Source organism: Agrococcus jejuensis (genome assembly GCF_007679035.1).
In the GTDB taxonomy this organism is placed as follows: domain Bacteria; phylum Actinomycetota; class Actinomycetes; order Actinomycetales; family Microbacteriaceae; genus Agrococcus; species Agrococcus jejuensis_A.
This window is the reverse complement of the sequence record NZ_VEFR01000001.1, coordinates 1044642-1061986: the sequence shown is the minus strand read 5'-3', so window position 1 is coordinate 1061986 and position 17345 is coordinate 1044642. Positions and strand designations below refer to the sequence as shown.

Here is a 17345-nt window from a genome sequence, read left to right as displayed (position 1 = left end):
GAGCCACCATGGCCCTGCAGTTCACGACCACCGCATCCGCCAGCCCGAAGACCGAGGCCGAGCGCGCCGCCGTGCTCGCCGCCCCCGGGTTCGGCAAGCACTTCACCGACCACATGGCCGTCATCGACTGGACGGTCGAGGACGGCTGGCACGACGCGCGCATCCAGCCGTACGGCCCCTTCGCGGTCGATCCGGCCTCCGCCGTGCTGCACTACGGCCAGGAGATCTTCGAGGGCCTCAAGGCGTACCGCCGCGAGGACGGCTCGGTGTGGACGTTCCGCCCCGACCAGAACGCCGCGCGCATGCAGCGCTCGGCCCAGCGCCTCGCGCTGCCGCAGCTGCCGACCGAGGACTTCGTGGAGTCGCTCGTGCAGCTCGTGGGCATCGACGAGGCGTGGGTGCCGTCGGGCGGCGAGGACTCGCTGTACCTGCGACCGTTCATGATCGCCAACGAGGTCTTCCTCGGCGTGCGCGCCGCGCAGACGGTGCTGTACTCGGTCATCGCGAGCCCCGCGGGCCCGTACTTCCCGGCCGGCGTGAAGCCCGTGTCGATCTGGCTGTCGCGCGAGTACGCACGTGCGGGCAAGGGCGGCACGGGCGCCGCGAAGTGCGGCGGCAACTACGCCGCGAGCCTGCTGCCGACGCAGGAGGCGTTCGCGAACGGCTGCGCGCAGGTGCTGTTCCTCGACGAGTCGGGCGACGCGAACCTCGAGGAGCTCGGCGGCATGAACGTCGTGCTCGTGAAGGCCGACGGCACGCTCGTGACGCCGAAGTCGGAGTCGATCCTCGACGGCATCACCCGCAACTCGCTGCTCGAGATCGCGCGCGACCTGGGGCACACGGTCGAGCACCGCACCGTGACGCTCGCCGAGTGGCGCGACGGCGTCGCCTCCGGCGAGATCGTGGAGGCGTTCGCCTGCGGCACCGCCGCCGTCATCACGCCCATCGGCGCCATCAAGGCGAAGGACGAGGCGGATGCGTTCGGCGACGCCGAGGCGCCCGCGGGCCCGGTGACGATGACGCTGCGCGCGGCGCTCACCGACCTGCAGTACGGCCGCGCCGAGGACACGCGCGGCTGGATGACGCAGCTCACCGGGGCGCGCTGATGCGGATCGTCCGCGCCAGCCACGACGGCCGCATCGTCTTCGGCGTCGTCGACGAGACCGACGTCGTCGTGCTCGCCGGCGACCCGCTGTTCGCGGGCTTCGACACGACGGGGGAGCGCATCCCGCTGTCGAAGGTGCAGCTGCTCGCGCCCGTGATCCCGCGGTCGAAGGTCGTCGGCATCGGCCGCAACTACGCGGCGCACGCCGCCGAGCTCGGCAACGACGTGCCCGAGTCGCCGCTCGTGTTCCTGAAGCCGAACACCTCGGTGATCGGCCCGGGCGACCCCATCGTGCTGCCGCCGGAGTCGTCGAACGTGCACTTCGAGGGCGAGCTCGCGCTCGTCGTCGGCCGCGTCACGCGACGCGTGGCCAAGGCGGATGCGCTCGACCACGTGTTCGGCTGGACGATCGCGAACGACGTGACGGCGCGCGACCTGCAGCAGTCCGACGGGCAGTGGTGGCGAGCGAAGGGCTTCGACACGTTCTGCCCGCTCGGGCCGGGCATCGAGACCGACCTCGACGTCGCCGACGTGCTCGTCGAGACGCGGCTCGATGGCGAGACCAAGCAGTCGGGCTCGACGAAGGACCTCATCTTCGACATCCCGACGCTCGTCGAGCACGTCTCGGCGGCCATGACGCTGCTGCCCGGCGACGTCATCCTCACGGGCACGCCCGCGGGCGTCGGACCCATGGCGGCCGGGCAGACCGTCGAGGTGTCGATCGCGGGGCTCGGCACGCTGCGCAACCCCGTCGTGCAGGGCTGACCCGCCCCGTGGCGCTCGTGCCGCGGTCGGCGCTCGCCGGCGTCGCCGCGTGCGTCGGCATCGCGCTCGCGGGCCTCGGCATCCACCACGCCCTGCTCGCCGCCGGCGTCGACGTGCCATGGCTCACGCTGTCGGTGCTGCTCGGCCTCGCGCTGGGGCAGACGCCGCTCGCGGCGGATGCGCGGCTCGTGCCGGGCGCGAAGGTCGCGGGCCGCACGCTCATGCGTGCGGGGATCGTGCTGCTGGGGCTGCAGGTGGTCGTGGCCGACGTCGTGGCGCTCGGCCCCGTGCTCATCGTCGCGGTCGTGGCGCTCGTGGGCGTGGCGTTCGCGCTCACCTGGTCGCTCGCGCGCCTCGCGGGGATGTCGGCGGATCAGCGGGTGCTCATGGCGGCGGGCTTCTCGATCTGCGGCGCCTCGGCCATCGGTGCCGTCGCGCAGGCGCGTGGCGCGTCGGAGCGCGACCAGGCGACGCCGGTGGCGCTCGTGACCCTGTGCGGCACGGCTGCGATCGGCGTGCTGCCGCTGCTGCGCGTGCCGCTCGGCCTCGACGACGCGGCGTTCGGCGCGTGGACGGGCGCGAGCGTGCACGACGTGGGCCAGGTGGTGGCGACGGCAGCCATCGCCGGCCCGGGCGCCCTGGCGCTCGCCGTCGTCGTCAAGCTCGTGCGCGTCGTCACGCTCGCGCCCATGACCGCGCTCGTCGCGGCGCAGCGCCGCCGGTCGGGCGACGGCGCGGGGGAGCGCCCGCCGATCGTGCCGCTCTTCGTCGTCGGCTTCCTCGTGGCGGTCGCCGTGCGCGCGCTCGTGCCGCTGCCCGACGCGGTGCTCGACGTCGTCGGCTTCGTGCAGCAGCTGCTGCTCGCCTCCGCGCTCGTCGGCCTGCTCTCGCGCGTGCGCATCGTCGACCTCGTGCGGCAGGACTGGCGCGGCGTGCTCGTGGCGGTCGGCGCATCCACGGGCATCGCGGCGACCGCGCTCGCGATCGTGCAGCTCGTCTAGCCTCGCCTCGATGCCGCGCGGCCTCGGGCGTCAGGGCCGGGAGTCGCGCTCGCGCACCACCTGCGCCTCGGGGCCGTCGCCGACGTCGATCACGCCGGCGTCGCCCGTCTCCAGCATGTCGTCGGGATCGACGAAGGTCACGGAGTGGCCGTCGAGGGCGAGGCGCCGGGCACCCTCGAGGAGCATGCGGCGGCCGACGTCGCGCACCTCGTGCACGCGGGCGAGGTCGAGCACGATCTCCCGCTCGCCCTCGTCCTCCTTCTCGAGCTCGGTGAGCAGCCGCTCCATGCCGATGAAGTCGACCGCGCCCTGCAGCTCGTAGATCGAGTCCGTGTCGCCGTCGCCGTCGCCGTCCTTCGCCGCGTGCCCGTGCGTCAGCGGACGAGCCGCGGGCGGCACCTCCATGAGGTGCATCGCCATGTCGCCGGACAGGCGCTCGAAGATGCGCACGCCCCGCGTGGAGTTGCCGTGCGCGTCGAGGCGCGGGGAGAACGCCGCGAAGCCGCCCTTGCCGGGCAGCGCTCCGATGACGCCGCCCGAGACGCCCGACTTCGCGGGGATGCCGACGAGCGTGAACCAGTCGCCTGCCGCGTCGTACATGCCGCACGTCGTCATGACCGAGAGCGCCTGCCTCGCGACCCATCGCGGCACGACCTGCTCGCCCGTCACCGGATGCGTGCCCGCGTTCGCGAGCGTCGCGGCCATGACGGCGAGGTCGCCGACGTCGACGAGCAACGAGCACTGCCGCGTGTAGCCCTCGACGACCGCGTGAGGGTCGGCGTCGATGATGCCGTGGTTGCGCAGCATGTACGCGATGGCGTGGTTGCGGTCGGCCGTCTCGAGCTCGGAGGCGAAGACCTCGTCGTCGACCTCGAGCTCGCGACCGGCGAAGGCCGCGAAGCCGGAGGCGACGCGCTCGTCGGAGAGCAGCGAGTGCACCGTGATCGCGCCCGCGTTGATCATGGGGTTCAGCGGTCGGTTCGTCGTGGGATCGAGCGAGATCTCGTTGAACGCCTCGCCCGAGGGCTCGACGCCCACGTGCTCGAGCACGGCGTCGAGGCCGTGGTCGACGAGCGCGAGGGCATATGCGAACGGCTTCGAGATCGACTGGATCGAGAAGCGCAGCTCGGCGTCGCCGACGGCGTAGCGCGTGCCGTCGGGGGTGGCGAGCGCGAGTGCCAGCCGATCCGGGTCGGCGTCGGCGAGCTCGGGGATGTAGGAGGCCGTCTCGCCGTCATCCTCATCGGAGCAGGCCTCGAGGACCTCGGTCAGGTAGTCGGACAGCGGTGAGCGCATGCGTCCACTCGACCACAGATCCACCACGCACGGGCACGGGCACGGTCGCGTCGCACGAGACGGGCGTAGCCTGGCCGCGCGCTCAGGGCTGAGCAGCCCGGCGCGGAGAGGTGGCGATTCGTGTCCGAGATCCAGGAGCTCATGGCCCAGCTGCCCGTCGCGCGGATCGCGCGGCAGGCCGGCGTCGACGAGGCGGATGCGCGGCGCGCGATCCAGTCGGTGCTGCCCGCGCTCGTCGGCGGGATGCAGGCGAACGCGCAGGACGAGGCCGGCGCGGCGTCGCTCGAGCGGGCGCTCGGCCAGCATGCCGGCGCGCTCGACGCTCGCCTCGGTGGCGACGTCGACCCCGACGACGGCGAGCGCATCGTGCAGAACGTGTTCGGCGGGCAGGCCGATCAGGTCGCGGCGGCCCTCGGTGGCGCGAGCGGCGGCGGCGCGATGGGCGACATCGTGCGGAGGATCCTGCCGATCGTCGCGCCGATCGTGCTCGCGTGGCTCGCGCAGCGGCTCTTCTCGGGCGGCGGGCAGGCGCCGACCCAGCCCTCGGGCGGTGGCGCGGCGCTGCCGACGCGCCGCGACAACCCGTTCGCGAACTCGGGTGGCGGTGCTGGCGGCACGCTGCCGACGACGAGCGGCCGGACGCCGTCGCCCTCGCCACAGGCGCAGCAGCGGCAGTCGGGCGGCGGCGGGCTCGGCGACCTGCTCGGCGGCATCCTGGGTGGTGGCGGCGGAGGGCAGCAGCAGGCCGGTGGGAACGTCCTCGGCGACCTGCTGGGTGGCCTGCTGGGTGGCGGCCGCCGCTAGCGAGCACGGCGCGGCTGCGCGCGGAGCGCGGTCGCCACCGTGCCCGAGGTCATCCGCCGCTGCGCCGACCCTCTCGGATGCGCACGATCGACTCTGCGGCACCGACCGCGACGAGGATGAGGGTCGCGACCACGCCGAGCGCCACCGGCGGCACGAACGGCGCCAGGGCGCCGGCGGCGGCGAGCGCGCCGATCCCCGCGAGCTGCGTCGGCAGCCAGCGGTGCTCGAGCACGTACCGGAACAGCACGGTGCCGACGAGGAACAGGGCCGGGCCGCCGAGGATCGCGAGCGTTCCCGCGAGCCCAGCCTCGTCGGGATGCGACAGCATCTCCTTGTCGGCGACGCTCATCACCACGATGCCGGCGATCACCGCGAGGTGCACGTAGGTGTACGCGGTGCGCGCGAGCCGGCCGGGGGCCTTCGATCGTGCGATCGCCTCCGAGCCCATCCGCTCGCCATGGTCGAAGTAGATCCACCACATCGCAGCGGCCGCGACGAACGCGCTGATCATCGTGACGACGGATGCGACGCTCGTCTCCTTCGCCACGAACGCGAACCCCGTCACGAGGAACGACTCGCCGAGGGCGATCAGCACGAACAGGGCTGCGCGCTCGGCGATGTGCGGGCCGGTCAGGTCCCAGCGCTCGATGGGCGCCGCGCCGAGCCCAGGCGTGCGGAACCCGGTGCTCGCCGAGACGTAGTCGACGACGAGCGCCGCGCACCACAGCGGCAGCTGCGCGGGCAGCGGCAGCAGGGCGCCCGCGATCCAGAAGACGGCGCCGACGCCGAGCCAGAAGAGCAGCCGCAGCACGAGCTCCGCGAGCTCGCGGTCGTGGCGCCACGCCGCCCACGCCATGAAGACGGTGCGGCCCAGCTGCAGCACGACGTAGGCGATCGCGAAGGCCCACGCCCGGTCGCCGAACGACTCCGCGATCGACACGCTCAGGATGAACGCGACGAACGCGAGCGCGACGACCGCGGCGCGCACGGGCAGATGCTCCGGGTCGAGCCAGTTCGTGACCCAGGTGGTGGAGATCCACACCCACCACAGCGCGCAGACCATGATCGCGCCCTCGAACGCGCCGAGCAGGTCCTGGTGCTCGTACAGGTACGCGGAGAGCTGCGTCAGCGCGAACACGAACACCAGGTCGAAGAACAGCTCGATGAACGTCACGCGATCGGGGTCGCCCGATCCGTCCTGCCGCAGCACGTTGCGCCGCATCCCGAACCGCGCATCCGCCATGTCGCGATGATGGCAGACCTCTCGACCGACGAGCAGTCCGTTCCCGGCCCGCCGTGGCAGCCTGGGCGCATGGCGTGGAGCACGAGGGAGCTCGCGGAGCTCGCAGGCACGACCCTCAAGACCGTGCGGCACTACCACTCGGTCGGGCTGCTGCCCGAGCCGGAGCGGCGCATGAACGGCTACAAGCAGTACGGGGCCGCGCATCTGCTGCGCCTGCTGCGCATCCGCAGGCTCGTCGACCTCGGCATCCCGCTCGCCCGCATCGGCGACATGATCGACGATCCGAGCAGCGGCACGGATGCGCTGCGCGCGCTCGACGACGAGCTCGGGGTGCAGATCGCCAGGCTGCAGCGCGTGCGCGACGAGGTCGCGTCGATCGTCGAGCACGGTGCCCCTGCCGACCTGCCGGAGGGCTTCAGCGAGGTCGCGAGCCAGATGAGCGCAGCCGACCGGGCGCTCATGCTCGTGTACTCGCGGATCTACGACGACGAGGGGATGCAGCGCATGCGGGAGATGATCGGCGAGCTCGGTCGCACGCCGCTCGACGAGGAGCTCGAGGCCCTGCCCGAGGATGCCGACGAGGCGACCCGGCAGGCGCTCGCCGAGCGATTCGCGCCCTACCTGGCCGAGATCCGTGCGCGGTGGTCGTGGGTCACCGACCCGATGGGGCACGGCTCGCGCAGTCCCGCCGAGATGCAGGCGACGGTCGTGCGCACGATGCTCGAGCTGTACTCCGTGGCGCAGCTCGACGTCATGGCGCGCGCCGACGCGATCCTGGGCGCGCAGCAGGAGCGGCAGGGCGACGAGCCCGCCTGAGGAGGCATGGCTGCCGCGGCACGGCCGCCGCCTAGGATGGGACTCGCCATGAGCGTCCCCTTCTCCACTGCCACGGGCGCCGACGTGCGCGTCCGCTTCTGCCCCTCTCCGACCGGCACCCCGCATGTCGGCCTCATCCGCACCGCCCTGTTCAACTGGGCGTACGCGCGGCACACCGGCGGCAGGCTGGTGTTCCGCATCGAGGACACCGACGCGGCCCGCGACAGCCAGGAGTCGTACGAGCAGCTGCTCGACGCGATGCGCTGGCTCGGCATCGACTGGGACGAGGGCGTCGAGACCGGCGGACCGCATGAGCCGTACCGCCAGTCGCAGCGCGGCGACATCTATCGCGGCATCATCGACCGTCTGGTCGAGGCCGGCCACCTCTACGAGTCGTACGCGACCGCGGAGGAGATGGAGGAGCGCAACCGCGCCGCCGGCCGCGACCCGCGCCAGGGCTACGACAACCACGAGCGCGACCTCACCGACGAGCAGAAGGCCGCCTTCCGCGCGGAGGGCCGCCAGCCGAGCCTGCGCCTGCGCGTGCCCGACGAGGACCTCTCGTTCGACGACCTCGTGCGCGGCGAGATCACCTTCCCCGCGGGCTCGTCGCCCGACTTCGTCGTCGTGCGCCCCAACGGCCAGCCGCTGTACACGTTCGTGAACCCCGTCGACGACGCGCTCATGGGCGTCACGCACGTGCTGCGCGGCGAGGACCTGCTGTCGTCGACGCCCCGCCAGATCGCGCTCTACCGTGCGCTCGCCGACATCGGCGTCGTCGATGCCATCCCGAACTTCGGCCACCTGCCCTACGTGATGGGCGAGGGCAACAAGAAGCTGTCGAAGCGCGACCCGCAGTCGAACCTGTTCCTGCTGCGCGAGGCCGGCTTCATCCCCGAGGGCCTGCTCAACTACCTCTCGCTGCTCGGCTGGGCGCTGTCGGCCGACCGCGACGTCTTCACGCGCGACGAGCTCGTCGCCGCGTTCGACGTCGCCGACGTGCTGCCGAACCCGTCGCGCTTCGACGCGAAGAAGGCCGAGTCGCTGAACGGCGACCACGTGCGCGCGCTCGACCCCGCCGACTTCGCCCAGCGCCTCGTGCCCTACCTCGGCGACGCGCTCTCGACGCCGCCGACCGAGGCCGAGCTCGCGCTGCTCGCCGAGGCCGCACCGCTCGTGCAGGAGCGCATGCAGCTGCTCGGCGAGGCCGACGGCATGCTGCGCTTCCTCTTCCTCACCACCGACGAGGTGCACTACGAGGAGGACGCGCTGGGCTCGCTGCGCGACGACGCGCACGCGACGCTCGCCGCCGCATCCGCTGCGCTCGCCGACGAGGCGGTGCCGTTCACGATCGAGGACGTCGAGCGCGTGCTGCGCGAGGTGCTCATCGACGGCCTCGGCCTCAAGCCGCGCCTCGCGTTCGCGCCGCTGCGCGTGGCCCTGTCGGGTCGCCGCATCTCGCCGCCGCTGTTCGAGTCGATGGTGCTGCTCGGCCGCGACGAGACCGTCGCGCGCCTGCAGCGCCTCATGGGTCGCATCTGAGCGTGGACGTCGACGTCGTCGTGATCGGCGCCGGGCCCGCGGGGCTCGCGGCGTCGCTCAACCTCGCGCGCGCCCAGCGCCGCGTCGTGCTGCTCGACTCCAACCGTCCGCGGCACGCCGCGACGCTCGTGAGCCACGGCTTCCTGAGCCGCGACGGCATCTCGCCGCTCGAGCTGCGCACCCTCGGCCGCGACGAGGTGCTCGCCTATCCGACCGTGACGTACGAGCGCACGATCGTGCACTCGATCTCGCCGGTGCCCGGGGGCTTCGTGACCGTGGCGAAGCGGCCGGGCAGCGATGAGCAGACCGAGGTGCACAGCCCCGCGGTGCTCGTCGCGACGGGTCTCACCGAGGCGCTGCCGCTGCCGTCGATGGTGCGCCCCTGGTACGGCACGAGCCTGCACTCGTGCATGGACTGCGACGGCTACGACAAGCGCGGCCAGGCGCTCGCGCTCATCGGCGAGACCGACGACCTCGCCGAGCGTGCGCTCGTCATCCGCAGGCACACCGACGACCTCGTCGTGTTCACGAACGGCGTCGGCGACGTCTCGGCCGACGACGAGGCGCGCCTCGCCGCCCTCGGCATCCCCGTGGAGCGCACGCCCATCGCGGCGATCGAGGGCGACCGCGAGGGGATGCAGGCGATCGTGCTCGACGACGGTCGCCGCTCGACGCGCACGGCGGGCTTCGTGCGCCCGCGGTGGCACGCGAGCATCGGCTTCGCGGACCTGCTCGGCCTCGAGCGCGACGACGAGGGCCTCGTCGTGGTCGACGGCTCGCAGCGCACGAGCGTCGCCGGCATCTACGCGGCCGGCGACATCACGCCCGGATTCCGCCAGCTCGCCGTCGCGGCGGGCGAGGGCACGATCGCGTCGTCGGTCATCAACCGCGACCTCATCGCCGCCGGACGCTAGCCGCGCACGCTCGCCCGGGCGCTAGCCGCGCCGCTGCAGCGCTGCCGCGACCTCGCTCGCGAGCAGCGGTCCGTACGCGGTGGACAGCATCCAGGACAGGTGGTTGCCGTCGGCGGTCACGAGCATGCCGTCGATCGTGACGGGGCAGAGGCCGCTCTCGAGCGAGCACCACCACCCGGTCTGGTCGGCGACGCGGATGGCGGGCACGTCGGCCGCAGCCGCCGTGAAGGCGACGACTCGCGCCGCCATGAGCTCGACGCGGTCGACGGTGCAGCGTGCATCGATCGACTCGATCGCGAAGGGCACGGCGCACGACGCGTACGCGGAGTTCGGTGGAGCGCCGTCGAGCCACAGCACGGGCACGCCGGCGTCGGTGACGGGCGCGAGCCGCTCGACGGTGCCCGCTGCCAGGCGCTCGAGGGTGACGGACGGCTCGAGCACCTCGACGCCGTCGTCGGTCGCGCCGCTCAGGCTGTGCTGGCCGTTGGCCACGATCACGAGGTCGGGCTCGTCGGCGAGGATGCGGTCGGTCGCCCAGTCGGCGTGGTCCTGGCACATCCGCCAGTGGTCGGGATCCCCGAGCGTCGTCACGGTCGAGAACGTGCACATGCCGCGCGTGAGCACCTGGATGCGGGCGTCGGGCAGGCCGGCGCGCAGGCCGGGCAGCCACGACACGGCGTGCGAGTCGCCGACCACCGCGATCTCGAGCGCTGCATCCTCGGGTCCGTAGATGCAGCGATCGACGCGGTCGTCTCCGACGTCGAGGCAGTCGTCCTCGACCCACTCGGGCGCCTGCGCGGCCTCGCCGAGCCATTCGGTGCCCGCGTAGTCGGAGGCGGCGATCGTCGCCTCGATCTGCGCCTGCGCCTGCTGCACGCTCGCGATCGAGCCGATCGTGGGCGGGGTCGTGGGCAGCGTGCCCGCCGTCGCCGCGAGCACGACGGCACCGGTGGCCACGAGCGGCAGCGCGAGCCGCGACGGTCGCCACCTGGCGGCGCGATCGAGGGCCGCGATGAGGCGGCCCGACGCCCACGACAGCGCACCGGCCGCGACGATGAGCAGCAGGCCGTCGACGATCGGATGCGTCGCGGCACGTTCGGGCGCGACGAGGCGGTAGGCCATGAGCAGGGGCCAGCACCACAGGTACAGGCCCCACGAGAGCCCGCCGATCGCGACGAGCGGACGCCACGTCAGCATCCGGGTCGCGATGCCGCCGGGGGCGGTGCCGGCGACGAGCAGCGCGACGGCGCCGGCGACGGGCACGAGCGTCACGACGCCGGGGTGGTCGCCGAAGCGCGACAGTTGGCCGGCGGCGAGCACGAGCACGAGCCCCGCGACCCCGAGCATCGTGCGTGCGCCCGCGGTCGGTCGGATGCGGGTCGCACCGATGCCCGCGAGCGCGCCGACGCCGAACTCCCACAGTCGTGCGGCGCTGTCGAAGTAGGCCGCATCGGGTTCGGCGAGCACGTGCAGCAGCGCCCACCAGAACGACAGCACCGTCGCCGCGGCGAGCACGATCAGCGGCAGGCGCGGCTGGGCGAGCCGGCGGCCGAGCAGCGTCGCGGCCAGCACGAGCAGCACGAGCACGACGACGACCTGCACGTGCACCGACGTCGCCCAGAAGTGCTGCACGGGGGAGGGGATGATGCCGGCGTCGAGGTAGCTCGTGGATCGGTCGACGAGCAGCCAGTTCTCCCACCACGTCGCCGACGCGACCACGTCGACGAGGATGCGGCGATGCACGTAGGCGGGCCACGCGACGAGCACCGCGACCGTCACGGCCGCGAGCACGATGCCGCCCATCGGCAGCTGGCGCGACAGCGTGCGGCCGATGGCGCGCGCGGCCGCGCGCGGCCCGCGGTGGGCGATGGCGTCGACGACGCCGGGCACGACGAGGAAGCCCGTGATGACGAAGAACACGTCGACGCCGCCCGAGACCGCGCCGGGCCACACGTGGTAGGCGGCGACGAGCAGCGATGCGATGGCGCGCAGGCCTTGCACGTCCGCGCGTCTGCGGGCATGCGGCAGGGTCTGGGCCATCGGGGACTCCGCCGGTCTCGATGCTGGCGCGGGCGTCGGCAGCCTATCCGCCCCAGGCGGCGCGCAGGTGTCGCTGGTACCGTTGGCAGCGCTGGGGAGGTGCGGCGATGACTCTGCTGGACGAGCGCGAGACGAACGCCTCGAGCGACGGCGCGCTGAGTCCGCAGGAGCGCAAGGCGCGCCGCGCCCGCATCCGCCGCTGGATCTTCCCGATCGTCGCGCTGGTCGTGATCGTGGGCGTCGTCCTGACCACGGTGCTGCTCATGAACAGCGGCATCACCGAGGATCGTCCGCCGACCGCCGACGAGATCTCGGCCGACAACACGTCGCAGATGACGGATGCGGGGCTCGCGTACATCGCGCAGCGGCAGACGGCGTCGTTCAACCTCTCGGACCTGCCACTCACGGCAGACGAGGTGGGCATGGCCGACGACGAGTCGGTCGTCGCGTCGAGCAGCATCGGCCTCATCCAGACCACGTTCTTCGTCGGTCGCGGCGGCGGCATCGATGACGAGGGCTACTTCCGCTCGCTCATGCGGCAGATGACGGTGACGACCGAGGGTGGCGTCGTGACGAGCATCGCCGCCGAGCTCGACACGTTCGGCTGGGCGGAGTTCCCGGCCATCGTGCGCGCGATGCAGGACGGCACGACCCAGTTCGGCTGGGCGTTCACCCCCGAGATGCAGGCCACGCTCGAGGACGAGGTCGGCGCCGCGGTGCGCGACGGCGAGCCCTACGACACGACCTTCGACGCGGGCACGGCCATGGGCATCCCCGTCGGCGCCGAGGTCGCGTGCGACGGCGGCGGCAGCTGCAGCCTCACCTACGTGCTCGAGCCGACCGAGGTGGCGACGGGGTCATGACCGTGCTCGCGCCTCCTCGGCCACCTGTCGTGGCGGAGGAGCGGCGCGGCCTGTCGGCACCCGAACGGCGCACACGCCGGCGGTTCGTCGTGCGGTGGGTGTCGATCGGCGTCGGGCTGCTGCTCGTGGCGGCGACGCCGATCGTGACGAGCATCCTCGCGAGCCATGCGCTGCAGGAGGCGTCGGCGCCACCGTCGCTCGCCGAGGTGTCGCGGCTGGGGCAGACCCAGATGACGCCGGCGGGCATAGCCTACGCGCAGCTGCACAGCCAAGCATCGTTCAACCTTCTGCACCTGCCGCAGCCCGCATCCGAGCTCGGCATGCAGGAGAACGCGACCGTCGTGCTCGAGCCGTCGGCCGGCGGCATCCAGACGACCGTCGTGGGGCCGGCGGGCGGCGTGGAGGCGTGGGCGTCGAGCATCACGGCGACCACCGAGCGCGGCGACTGGGTGCGGCTCGAGGTGACGGAGGACGCGCTGGGATTCGGCGACTTCACGCGCCTCATGCAGCGGGTCGACGTGCTCGCGCAGATGCTCGACTGGCGCTGGTCGGATCGACTGGCGGATGCCGCTGCGTCGGCGGTCGCGGAGGGTGTGCGCACGGGGGAGACCACGCTCGTGCAGGTGGACGGCAGCGACGCGTTCGGGATGACGACCTCGGGCCGCATCGAGTGCACCGCCGAGGGCGCGTGCACGTTGACGACCGTGTTCGAGGTCGGCTGACGCGCGCCACGCGGCGTCGGCGCCGATTCGCGCGAGGGCCGTGGGTCGGCTATGCTCGATCACTGGCCCGAGGGCCATTGGGGTATGGTGTAATTGGCAACACGGCGGTTTCTGGTTCCGTTGTTCTTGGTTCGAGTCCAGGTACCCCAGCAAGCGAAGCGTCACCCGGAAGGGTGGCGCTTCTCTCGTTCTCCCTTCCTTTTGGAGCCAGCTTCACACGGCGTCCGGGTCGAGCGCGCAGTGATCCCGGGACCGGGCATCTCGCAACATCCTGCGTCGGTGCGGAAACGGACGTCGCTCATAACAGCGTGTCTGCTCCGTTCGCTAGCATCCACCTAACGCATCCCCGTGTAGCGAAGAGCGACCAATCGTTCAATGCGACTTGCTGGTTGCGCAGTTGAGAGAACGGATTGTCGTGTCGCGACGCTCAAGTTCCAGTCGTTGGTCGAAGCCAGCGACGCGCAAGCAGATCGCATCGTTGAAAGCCCGCGGAACGTACGACGGCAAGTACTACTCGATGGGACGCGCAAGCCAGACCATTGCGAAGGGATCGTCGGCCCCTGTGCGTTCGCGTACCTACCTGGCTGGCGCTGCCTCGCCGTTCGGAAGCGAGCCCGCTGCGGAGCTGCCCCCCTTGTGGGCTTTCGACCTGGTCCCGCGCTTGGAAGTCGAGCTACCTGAGCTCGCTGTCAAGTTGAAGCCCGCTTTCCAGCGCCACGCTCGAACGGTTTCAGTGTCCGATACCAGCAACCGACTCGACGTCATCACGGAGTTCCTCGAAGTTCCCAACGATCTCGATTCGCTAGTCCGCGCAGCACTCGAACGCGAGGATGCGTCACGGAATGACACTGACCCGGTCGAGTCTGTCGCGTTTACCGTACGTACGCACGAGTCAGATTCCGACTCTTCGAATGTCGTCGTCGAAGTGGAGGTCGTGCGGAGCGCCGACTTCGAGGGGAGTCCTTCCGTTCACCTGCGATTTGTTGAGGCCCAGCGGGGGTCGCCGGCCGGCAATCGCGACCGGGACGTCCTTACGACGCTGTTCTACCGACCCAGCTGGAGCCCTGAGCTCGTCGAGACGCCTAGTGAGATGGCGCAACAGATGCGCGTGCATTGGCGTGCTGCGGTTGAGGAGCTAGAGAGGGGGGTAGACCCTCGAGCGATGACCTTCCTGGCTGCAGCAGGAGGGATGGAAACGGCCATCGCGATTCTGAATTCACCTCAGACTGTGACCTCGAAGTTCATCCAACTACAAGGCGTCCTCGATCCTGACGGAGACGTGGAGTTTCAGGGCATCCGACTGGATGCGGAGTCGATCGCTCAACAAATTTGCCAGGCAAATGAGGGCGACCCTGAATCGCTTGAGTGGCTCGGTGTGGTTGAGGGGGACCATGTCCTCACCTCGCTGGCTGAAGTCACCGGGCTGAGGTTCGCAGCGCAGGCCGACTACCAATTGGAGCGATGGCGAGCGCAGGCTGATGCGCTGATTGTCACCGTGACGTCGGAGGCGTCCCGAGAGGGAGTCGACCTTTCGTCGCTACGCTCGGAACGACTGGAGTCAGCAGCCCTACTTGGACCTCAGGCATCCGGCCCAGACGACGCCGAGCTTCAACGCTTGCGCTTTCTCATCGCCCTTCGGAAGGCGGCGGGGCTCTCTGGACTTGCGGAAGACTGGTTTCTTGAGGACGTGCGCGCGGTGCTTCGAGCGCGCTTTGAAGGGTCGCTTCCGAACCGGTTCGCCCTTGCGTTGACCCCGGCGGAGGACGAGAACGAGATCCGTGAGGCGGTCGCGAACGAGGCCCGAAGATTGGCGGCGGAGTCATCTAGCGCGCTTAAGGATCCCGCATTTGCCCTCCTCTCGAAGCCCGGGTCGCCTCGCGATCGGTCGTTCTTCAGCCTCGGCGGGCCGGACCCTCGTCGACCGTTCGCGCACCGACTCGAGCGGTTCGCACAGGCCGTCCAGGCCGCTGTTCGCGCCGTGAGTGAGGCGGCGGACGATGACCTCGGTTCGCTCCTCGCTGCTCGAGAGGTCCTGGCATACGCGGAGTGGAGGCATTCAGTAGTCCGAGCCTCTTCGGTCGCCTCCGAGCTTTATGACCGCAACGAGGCGAGTCAGGTTCGCGCCAAGCAAGCGGCCAAGCGCGCTGACCAGGCAAAGAAGCGACGTCGTGCGCGTCAAGCGCAATCGGATCTCGTCCGCGGCATCGATGCGTCGGTCGAGGCGCTGAAAGAGAAATTTGCGAGCACGACGGCTTCAATAACCATCGGCGAACCGTTGCCAGAACCGACTTTGGCAGCGGCGGAGTCACGTCTGGCGAAAGCCGTTGAACGAGGATCCGTTGCGGAAAAGTGGCTCGCTGATGCACACGACGATGAGCGCTGGTACATCAGCCAGTTGGGGCAATCGCAACTCCCGACGTTGCAAGCATGGATTGAGGATGCGCACGATTCGGCCGTCAAAGAGCAAGCGCGCGCACGTGGCGAGCAGCAAGAGGCGGCACGGGAGCAATCGGAGGCGAGCCGCCACCTGCGAGACGTCCTGGCCGCGCGAGAGCGGTTTCTAGCAGGTGTCCGCGACGTCGTGGAGACGAACGAGTTGCGGCGGACCCGCGAGATGGAGATGCGCCGCGCGGCTGCTGCCGCCCAGGAGCGTGAGCGGCAGATACAGAGGCAGATTGTAGAAGAGGAGCGGGCGCGTCGTGCCACGGCGGAAGCTCAACGGAAGCACACAAACGAAAAGCGGTCCGCTCGCAACAGAGTTGCGAAAGTCACCATCACCAAGCTGATATCGGAATTGCTGAACCTTCCGGCAGCCGCGCCTTTCTGGCGTCGCAGAGCCCTCTCCTCACGTCGTGCCGAGATCATGGCACAGCTCCGCGAGGCTCAGGCGGAGATCGCGATGTTGTTGGGATCCGACCGCGAAAGACCTCATCCGCGCCTCGTTCTGTCGCCATTGGATCGCTACCTTGGCGAAGTGCGTAAGCGAGCCGACTATGGCCTCTTCGTCAAGCTGCCCGCGGGAACGGACGGTCTTCTTCGGGGTGCAGAAGCAGATGGGCTGAATATTGGCGAGTTCGTGGTCGTCGAGATTGTCGAGATCCCGCTGGCCAAACCAGTCGTGCTGAGACGCCTGCGCTCATGACCGTATCCGTGCGCTGATGTCGCCGCGCTGAGTCGCACTCGGCGGCCGTCATTGGGAAGGCGTCAGTGCTGGCGGAGGAGGACCTGCTTCGCTGCCACGTCGGCGCCCGCCAGCAGGGGTGAGGGCTTGCCGGGGGTCGCGCCGATCGCCGAGCCGGGCTGGGTCGTCGAGGCGGGGATGCCGAGGACGACGATCGACGGGTCAGCGGTCCCGTCGGCCGCGACGAGGTTGTGGCCTGATGGCGACGCCTCGTCGACGTCGGCGGGGGAGGTGTCGAGGCCGTCGCCCTGCACGCCGGAGAACGCGTGCAGGCGAGCGGCGCCACGGCCGAGCAGCGACTGCAGCAGCGGGTCGGAGGTCGAGCCGACGCGGCCCTTCGACATGCGCGTCTCCACGAGCACCGACGCCGACTCGCGACGACCCGAGATCGGCGAGGAGGCGACGAAGCGTCCAGAGGCCTCGTCGCGCTCGATCGTCAGCTCGGGGCCGAGCAGGTCGAGCACGCCTGACTCGATGAGCGCGAGCACCTCGCGCGTGCGGCCGGCGGGCGGGCCTGACGCCAGGAAGAGGCCGTCGCCGTCGAACCAGCCGAAGACGTCGTGCACGGCCGACTTTCCCGTGAGGGCGCCCCGCAGCGCGAGGCGCACGACCTGGCCGCGCAGCGCCTGCATCATGCGGTTGACCGCCGCGCGCGGGCTCGTCGTCGACGTGCCGCTGCACGATCTCGGCCCAGGCAGCCGCATCCACGGGCGCGCCGCGCGTGGGGCGACGCAGCCAGTCGACGTGCCACCGCTCGCGCTCGTCGAGGATCCACTCGCCGAGCACGCGCTCGATCGACGGGAGGTCGGTCGCCGCGTCGAGCGCGTCGAGCCAGCCGGGCGCGACCGCATCCGGGCGTGCGCGAGCGAGCGCGTCGAGATGCGCGAAGGCGAAGTCGCGTGCCAGCACGGGCCACACGTCGCGGCGCAGGTCGAAGCCTGTCGACGCCTCCCAGCGCGCGAAGCGCTCGGGCGTGGCGTACCGAGGCGTGCCGGGCGCGACCAGGCCGCCGTCGGGCTTGGCGCGGTAGGGGAGGCCGCGGCCCGAGCCTGC

General features: G+C 71.2%; 14 protein-coding genes and 1 tRNA gene. 11 read left to right on the top strand and 4 right to left on the bottom strand.

The window, feature by feature from the left end:
* The first annotated feature begins 8 nt into the window (after nucleotides 1-8).
* Genes FS793_RS05095 through FS793_RS05085 form a run of 3 tightly spaced genes read left to right on the top strand, consistent with a single transcriptional unit; the run spans nucleotide 9 to nucleotide 2871 of the window.
* The gene (locus FS793_RS05095; protein WP_144719176.1) at nucleotides 9-1106 is read left to right on the top strand and encodes a branched-chain amino acid aminotransferase; all 1098 of its coding nucleotides are present in this window, start codon (nucleotides 9-11) and stop codon (nucleotides 1104-1106) included.
* Complete coding sequence (locus tag FS793_RS05090) at nucleotides 1106-1870, top strand: fumarylacetoacetate hydrolase family protein (protein WP_144719174.1); 765 nt, start codon at nucleotides 1106-1108, stop codon at nucleotides 1868-1870. The genes FS793_RS05095 and FS793_RS05090 overlap by 1 nt, the downstream gene beginning before the upstream one ends.
* An 8-nt stretch (nucleotides 1871-1878) precedes the next feature.
* Complete coding sequence (locus FS793_RS05085) at nucleotides 1879-2871, top strand: YeiH family protein (protein ID WP_186329333.1); 993 nt, start codon at nucleotides 1879-1881, stop codon at nucleotides 2869-2871.
* 30 nt (nucleotides 2872-2901) lie between these two features.
* On the opposite strand, the gene FS793_RS05080 is transcribed toward FS793_RS05085, so the two are convergent.
* The gene (locus FS793_RS05080; RefSeq protein ID WP_144719170.1) at nucleotides 2902-4167 is read right to left on the bottom strand and encodes a glutaminase; all 1266 of its coding nucleotides are present in this window, start codon (nucleotides 4165-4167) and stop codon (nucleotides 2902-2904) included.
* Nucleotides 4168-4287: 120 nt separating this feature from the next.
* Between FS793_RS05080 and FS793_RS05075 the strand changes: the two genes are divergently transcribed.
* Complete coding sequence (locus FS793_RS05075; protein WP_144719168.1) at nucleotides 4288-4971, top strand: DUF937 domain-containing protein; 684 nt, start codon at nucleotides 4288-4290, stop codon at nucleotides 4969-4971.
* A gap of 49 nt (nucleotides 4972-5020) precedes the next feature.
* On the opposite strand, the gene FS793_RS05070 is transcribed toward FS793_RS05075, so the two are convergent.
* On the bottom strand, nucleotides 5021-6214 hold the full coding sequence (locus FS793_RS05070) for a low temperature requirement protein A (RefSeq protein ID WP_144719166.1): 1194 nt from the start codon (nucleotides 6212-6214) through the stop codon (nucleotides 5021-5023).
* A 69-nt stretch (nucleotides 6215-6283) separates the two neighbouring features.
* On the opposite strand from FS793_RS05070, the gene FS793_RS05065 reads away from it, so the two are divergent.
* From FS793_RS05065 to FS793_RS05055, 3 genes are read left to right on the top strand one after another with little or no spacing between them, the layout of a single operon-like run.
* Nucleotides 6284-7030: a MerR family transcriptional regulator gene (locus tag FS793_RS05065; protein ID WP_144719164.1), complete on the top strand. Its 747-nt coding sequence runs from the start codon at nucleotides 6284-6286 to the stop codon at nucleotides 7028-7030.
* A gap of 48 nt (nucleotides 7031-7078) precedes the next feature.
* Nucleotides 7079-8572 carry a glutamate--tRNA ligase gene (gene gltX, locus FS793_RS05060; RefSeq protein WP_260980028.1) on the top strand — a complete coding sequence of 498 codons (1494 nt, stop codon included), beginning with the start codon at nucleotides 7079-7081 and terminating at the stop codon, nucleotides 8570-8572.
* 2 nt (nucleotides 8573-8574) lie between these two features.
* Nucleotides 8575-9486 (top strand): NAD(P)/FAD-dependent oxidoreductase, encoded by a 912-nt coding sequence (locus FS793_RS05055; RefSeq protein WP_313959362.1) that lies wholly within the window; start codon nucleotides 8575-8577, stop codon nucleotides 9484-9486.
* 21 nt (nucleotides 9487-9507) lie between these two features.
* On the opposite strand, the gene FS793_RS05050 is transcribed toward FS793_RS05055, so the two are convergent.
* A complete protein-coding gene (locus FS793_RS05050) occupies nucleotides 9508-11487 on the bottom strand; it encodes an acyltransferase family protein (protein ID WP_186329332.1) in 1980 nt (659 codons plus the stop codon).
* Nucleotides 11488-11633: 146 nt separating this feature from the next.
* Here FS793_RS05050 and FS793_RS05045 point away from each other — a divergent pair, with 146 nt between their 5' ends.
* The 4 genes from FS793_RS05045 (at nucleotide 11634) to FS793_RS05030 (ending at nucleotide 16253) form a co-directional block, all read left to right on the top strand.
* Nucleotides 11634-12389, top strand: coding sequence for a hypothetical protein (locus FS793_RS05045; RefSeq protein WP_144719158.1), 756 nt, complete (start codon nucleotides 11634-11636; stop codon nucleotides 12387-12389).
* On the top strand, nucleotides 12386-13111 hold the full coding sequence (locus tag FS793_RS05040) for a hypothetical protein (protein ID WP_144719156.1): 726 nt from the start codon (nucleotides 12386-12388) through the stop codon (nucleotides 13109-13111). Before FS793_RS05045 ends, FS793_RS05040 begins: the two co-directional genes overlap by 4 nt.
* A 78-nt stretch (nucleotides 13112-13189) precedes the next feature.
* Nucleotides 13190-13261, top strand: a tRNA-Gln gene (locus FS793_RS05035).
* A gap of 232 nt (nucleotides 13262-13493) precedes the next feature.
* The gene (locus tag FS793_RS05030) at nucleotides 13494-16253 is read left to right on the top strand and encodes a hypothetical protein (protein ID WP_144719154.1); all 2760 of its coding nucleotides are present in this window, start codon (nucleotides 13494-13496) and stop codon (nucleotides 16251-16253) included.
* A 62-nt stretch (nucleotides 16254-16315) separates the two neighbouring features.
* Here the strand turns inward: FS793_RS05030 and FS793_RS16550 are convergent, their stop codons facing one another.
* Entirely contained in the window at nucleotides 16316-16927 is a 612-nt protein-coding gene (locus FS793_RS16550; protein WP_260980071.1) for a hypothetical protein, read from the bottom strand.
* Between the last annotated feature and the right edge of the window lie 418 nt (nucleotides 16928-17345).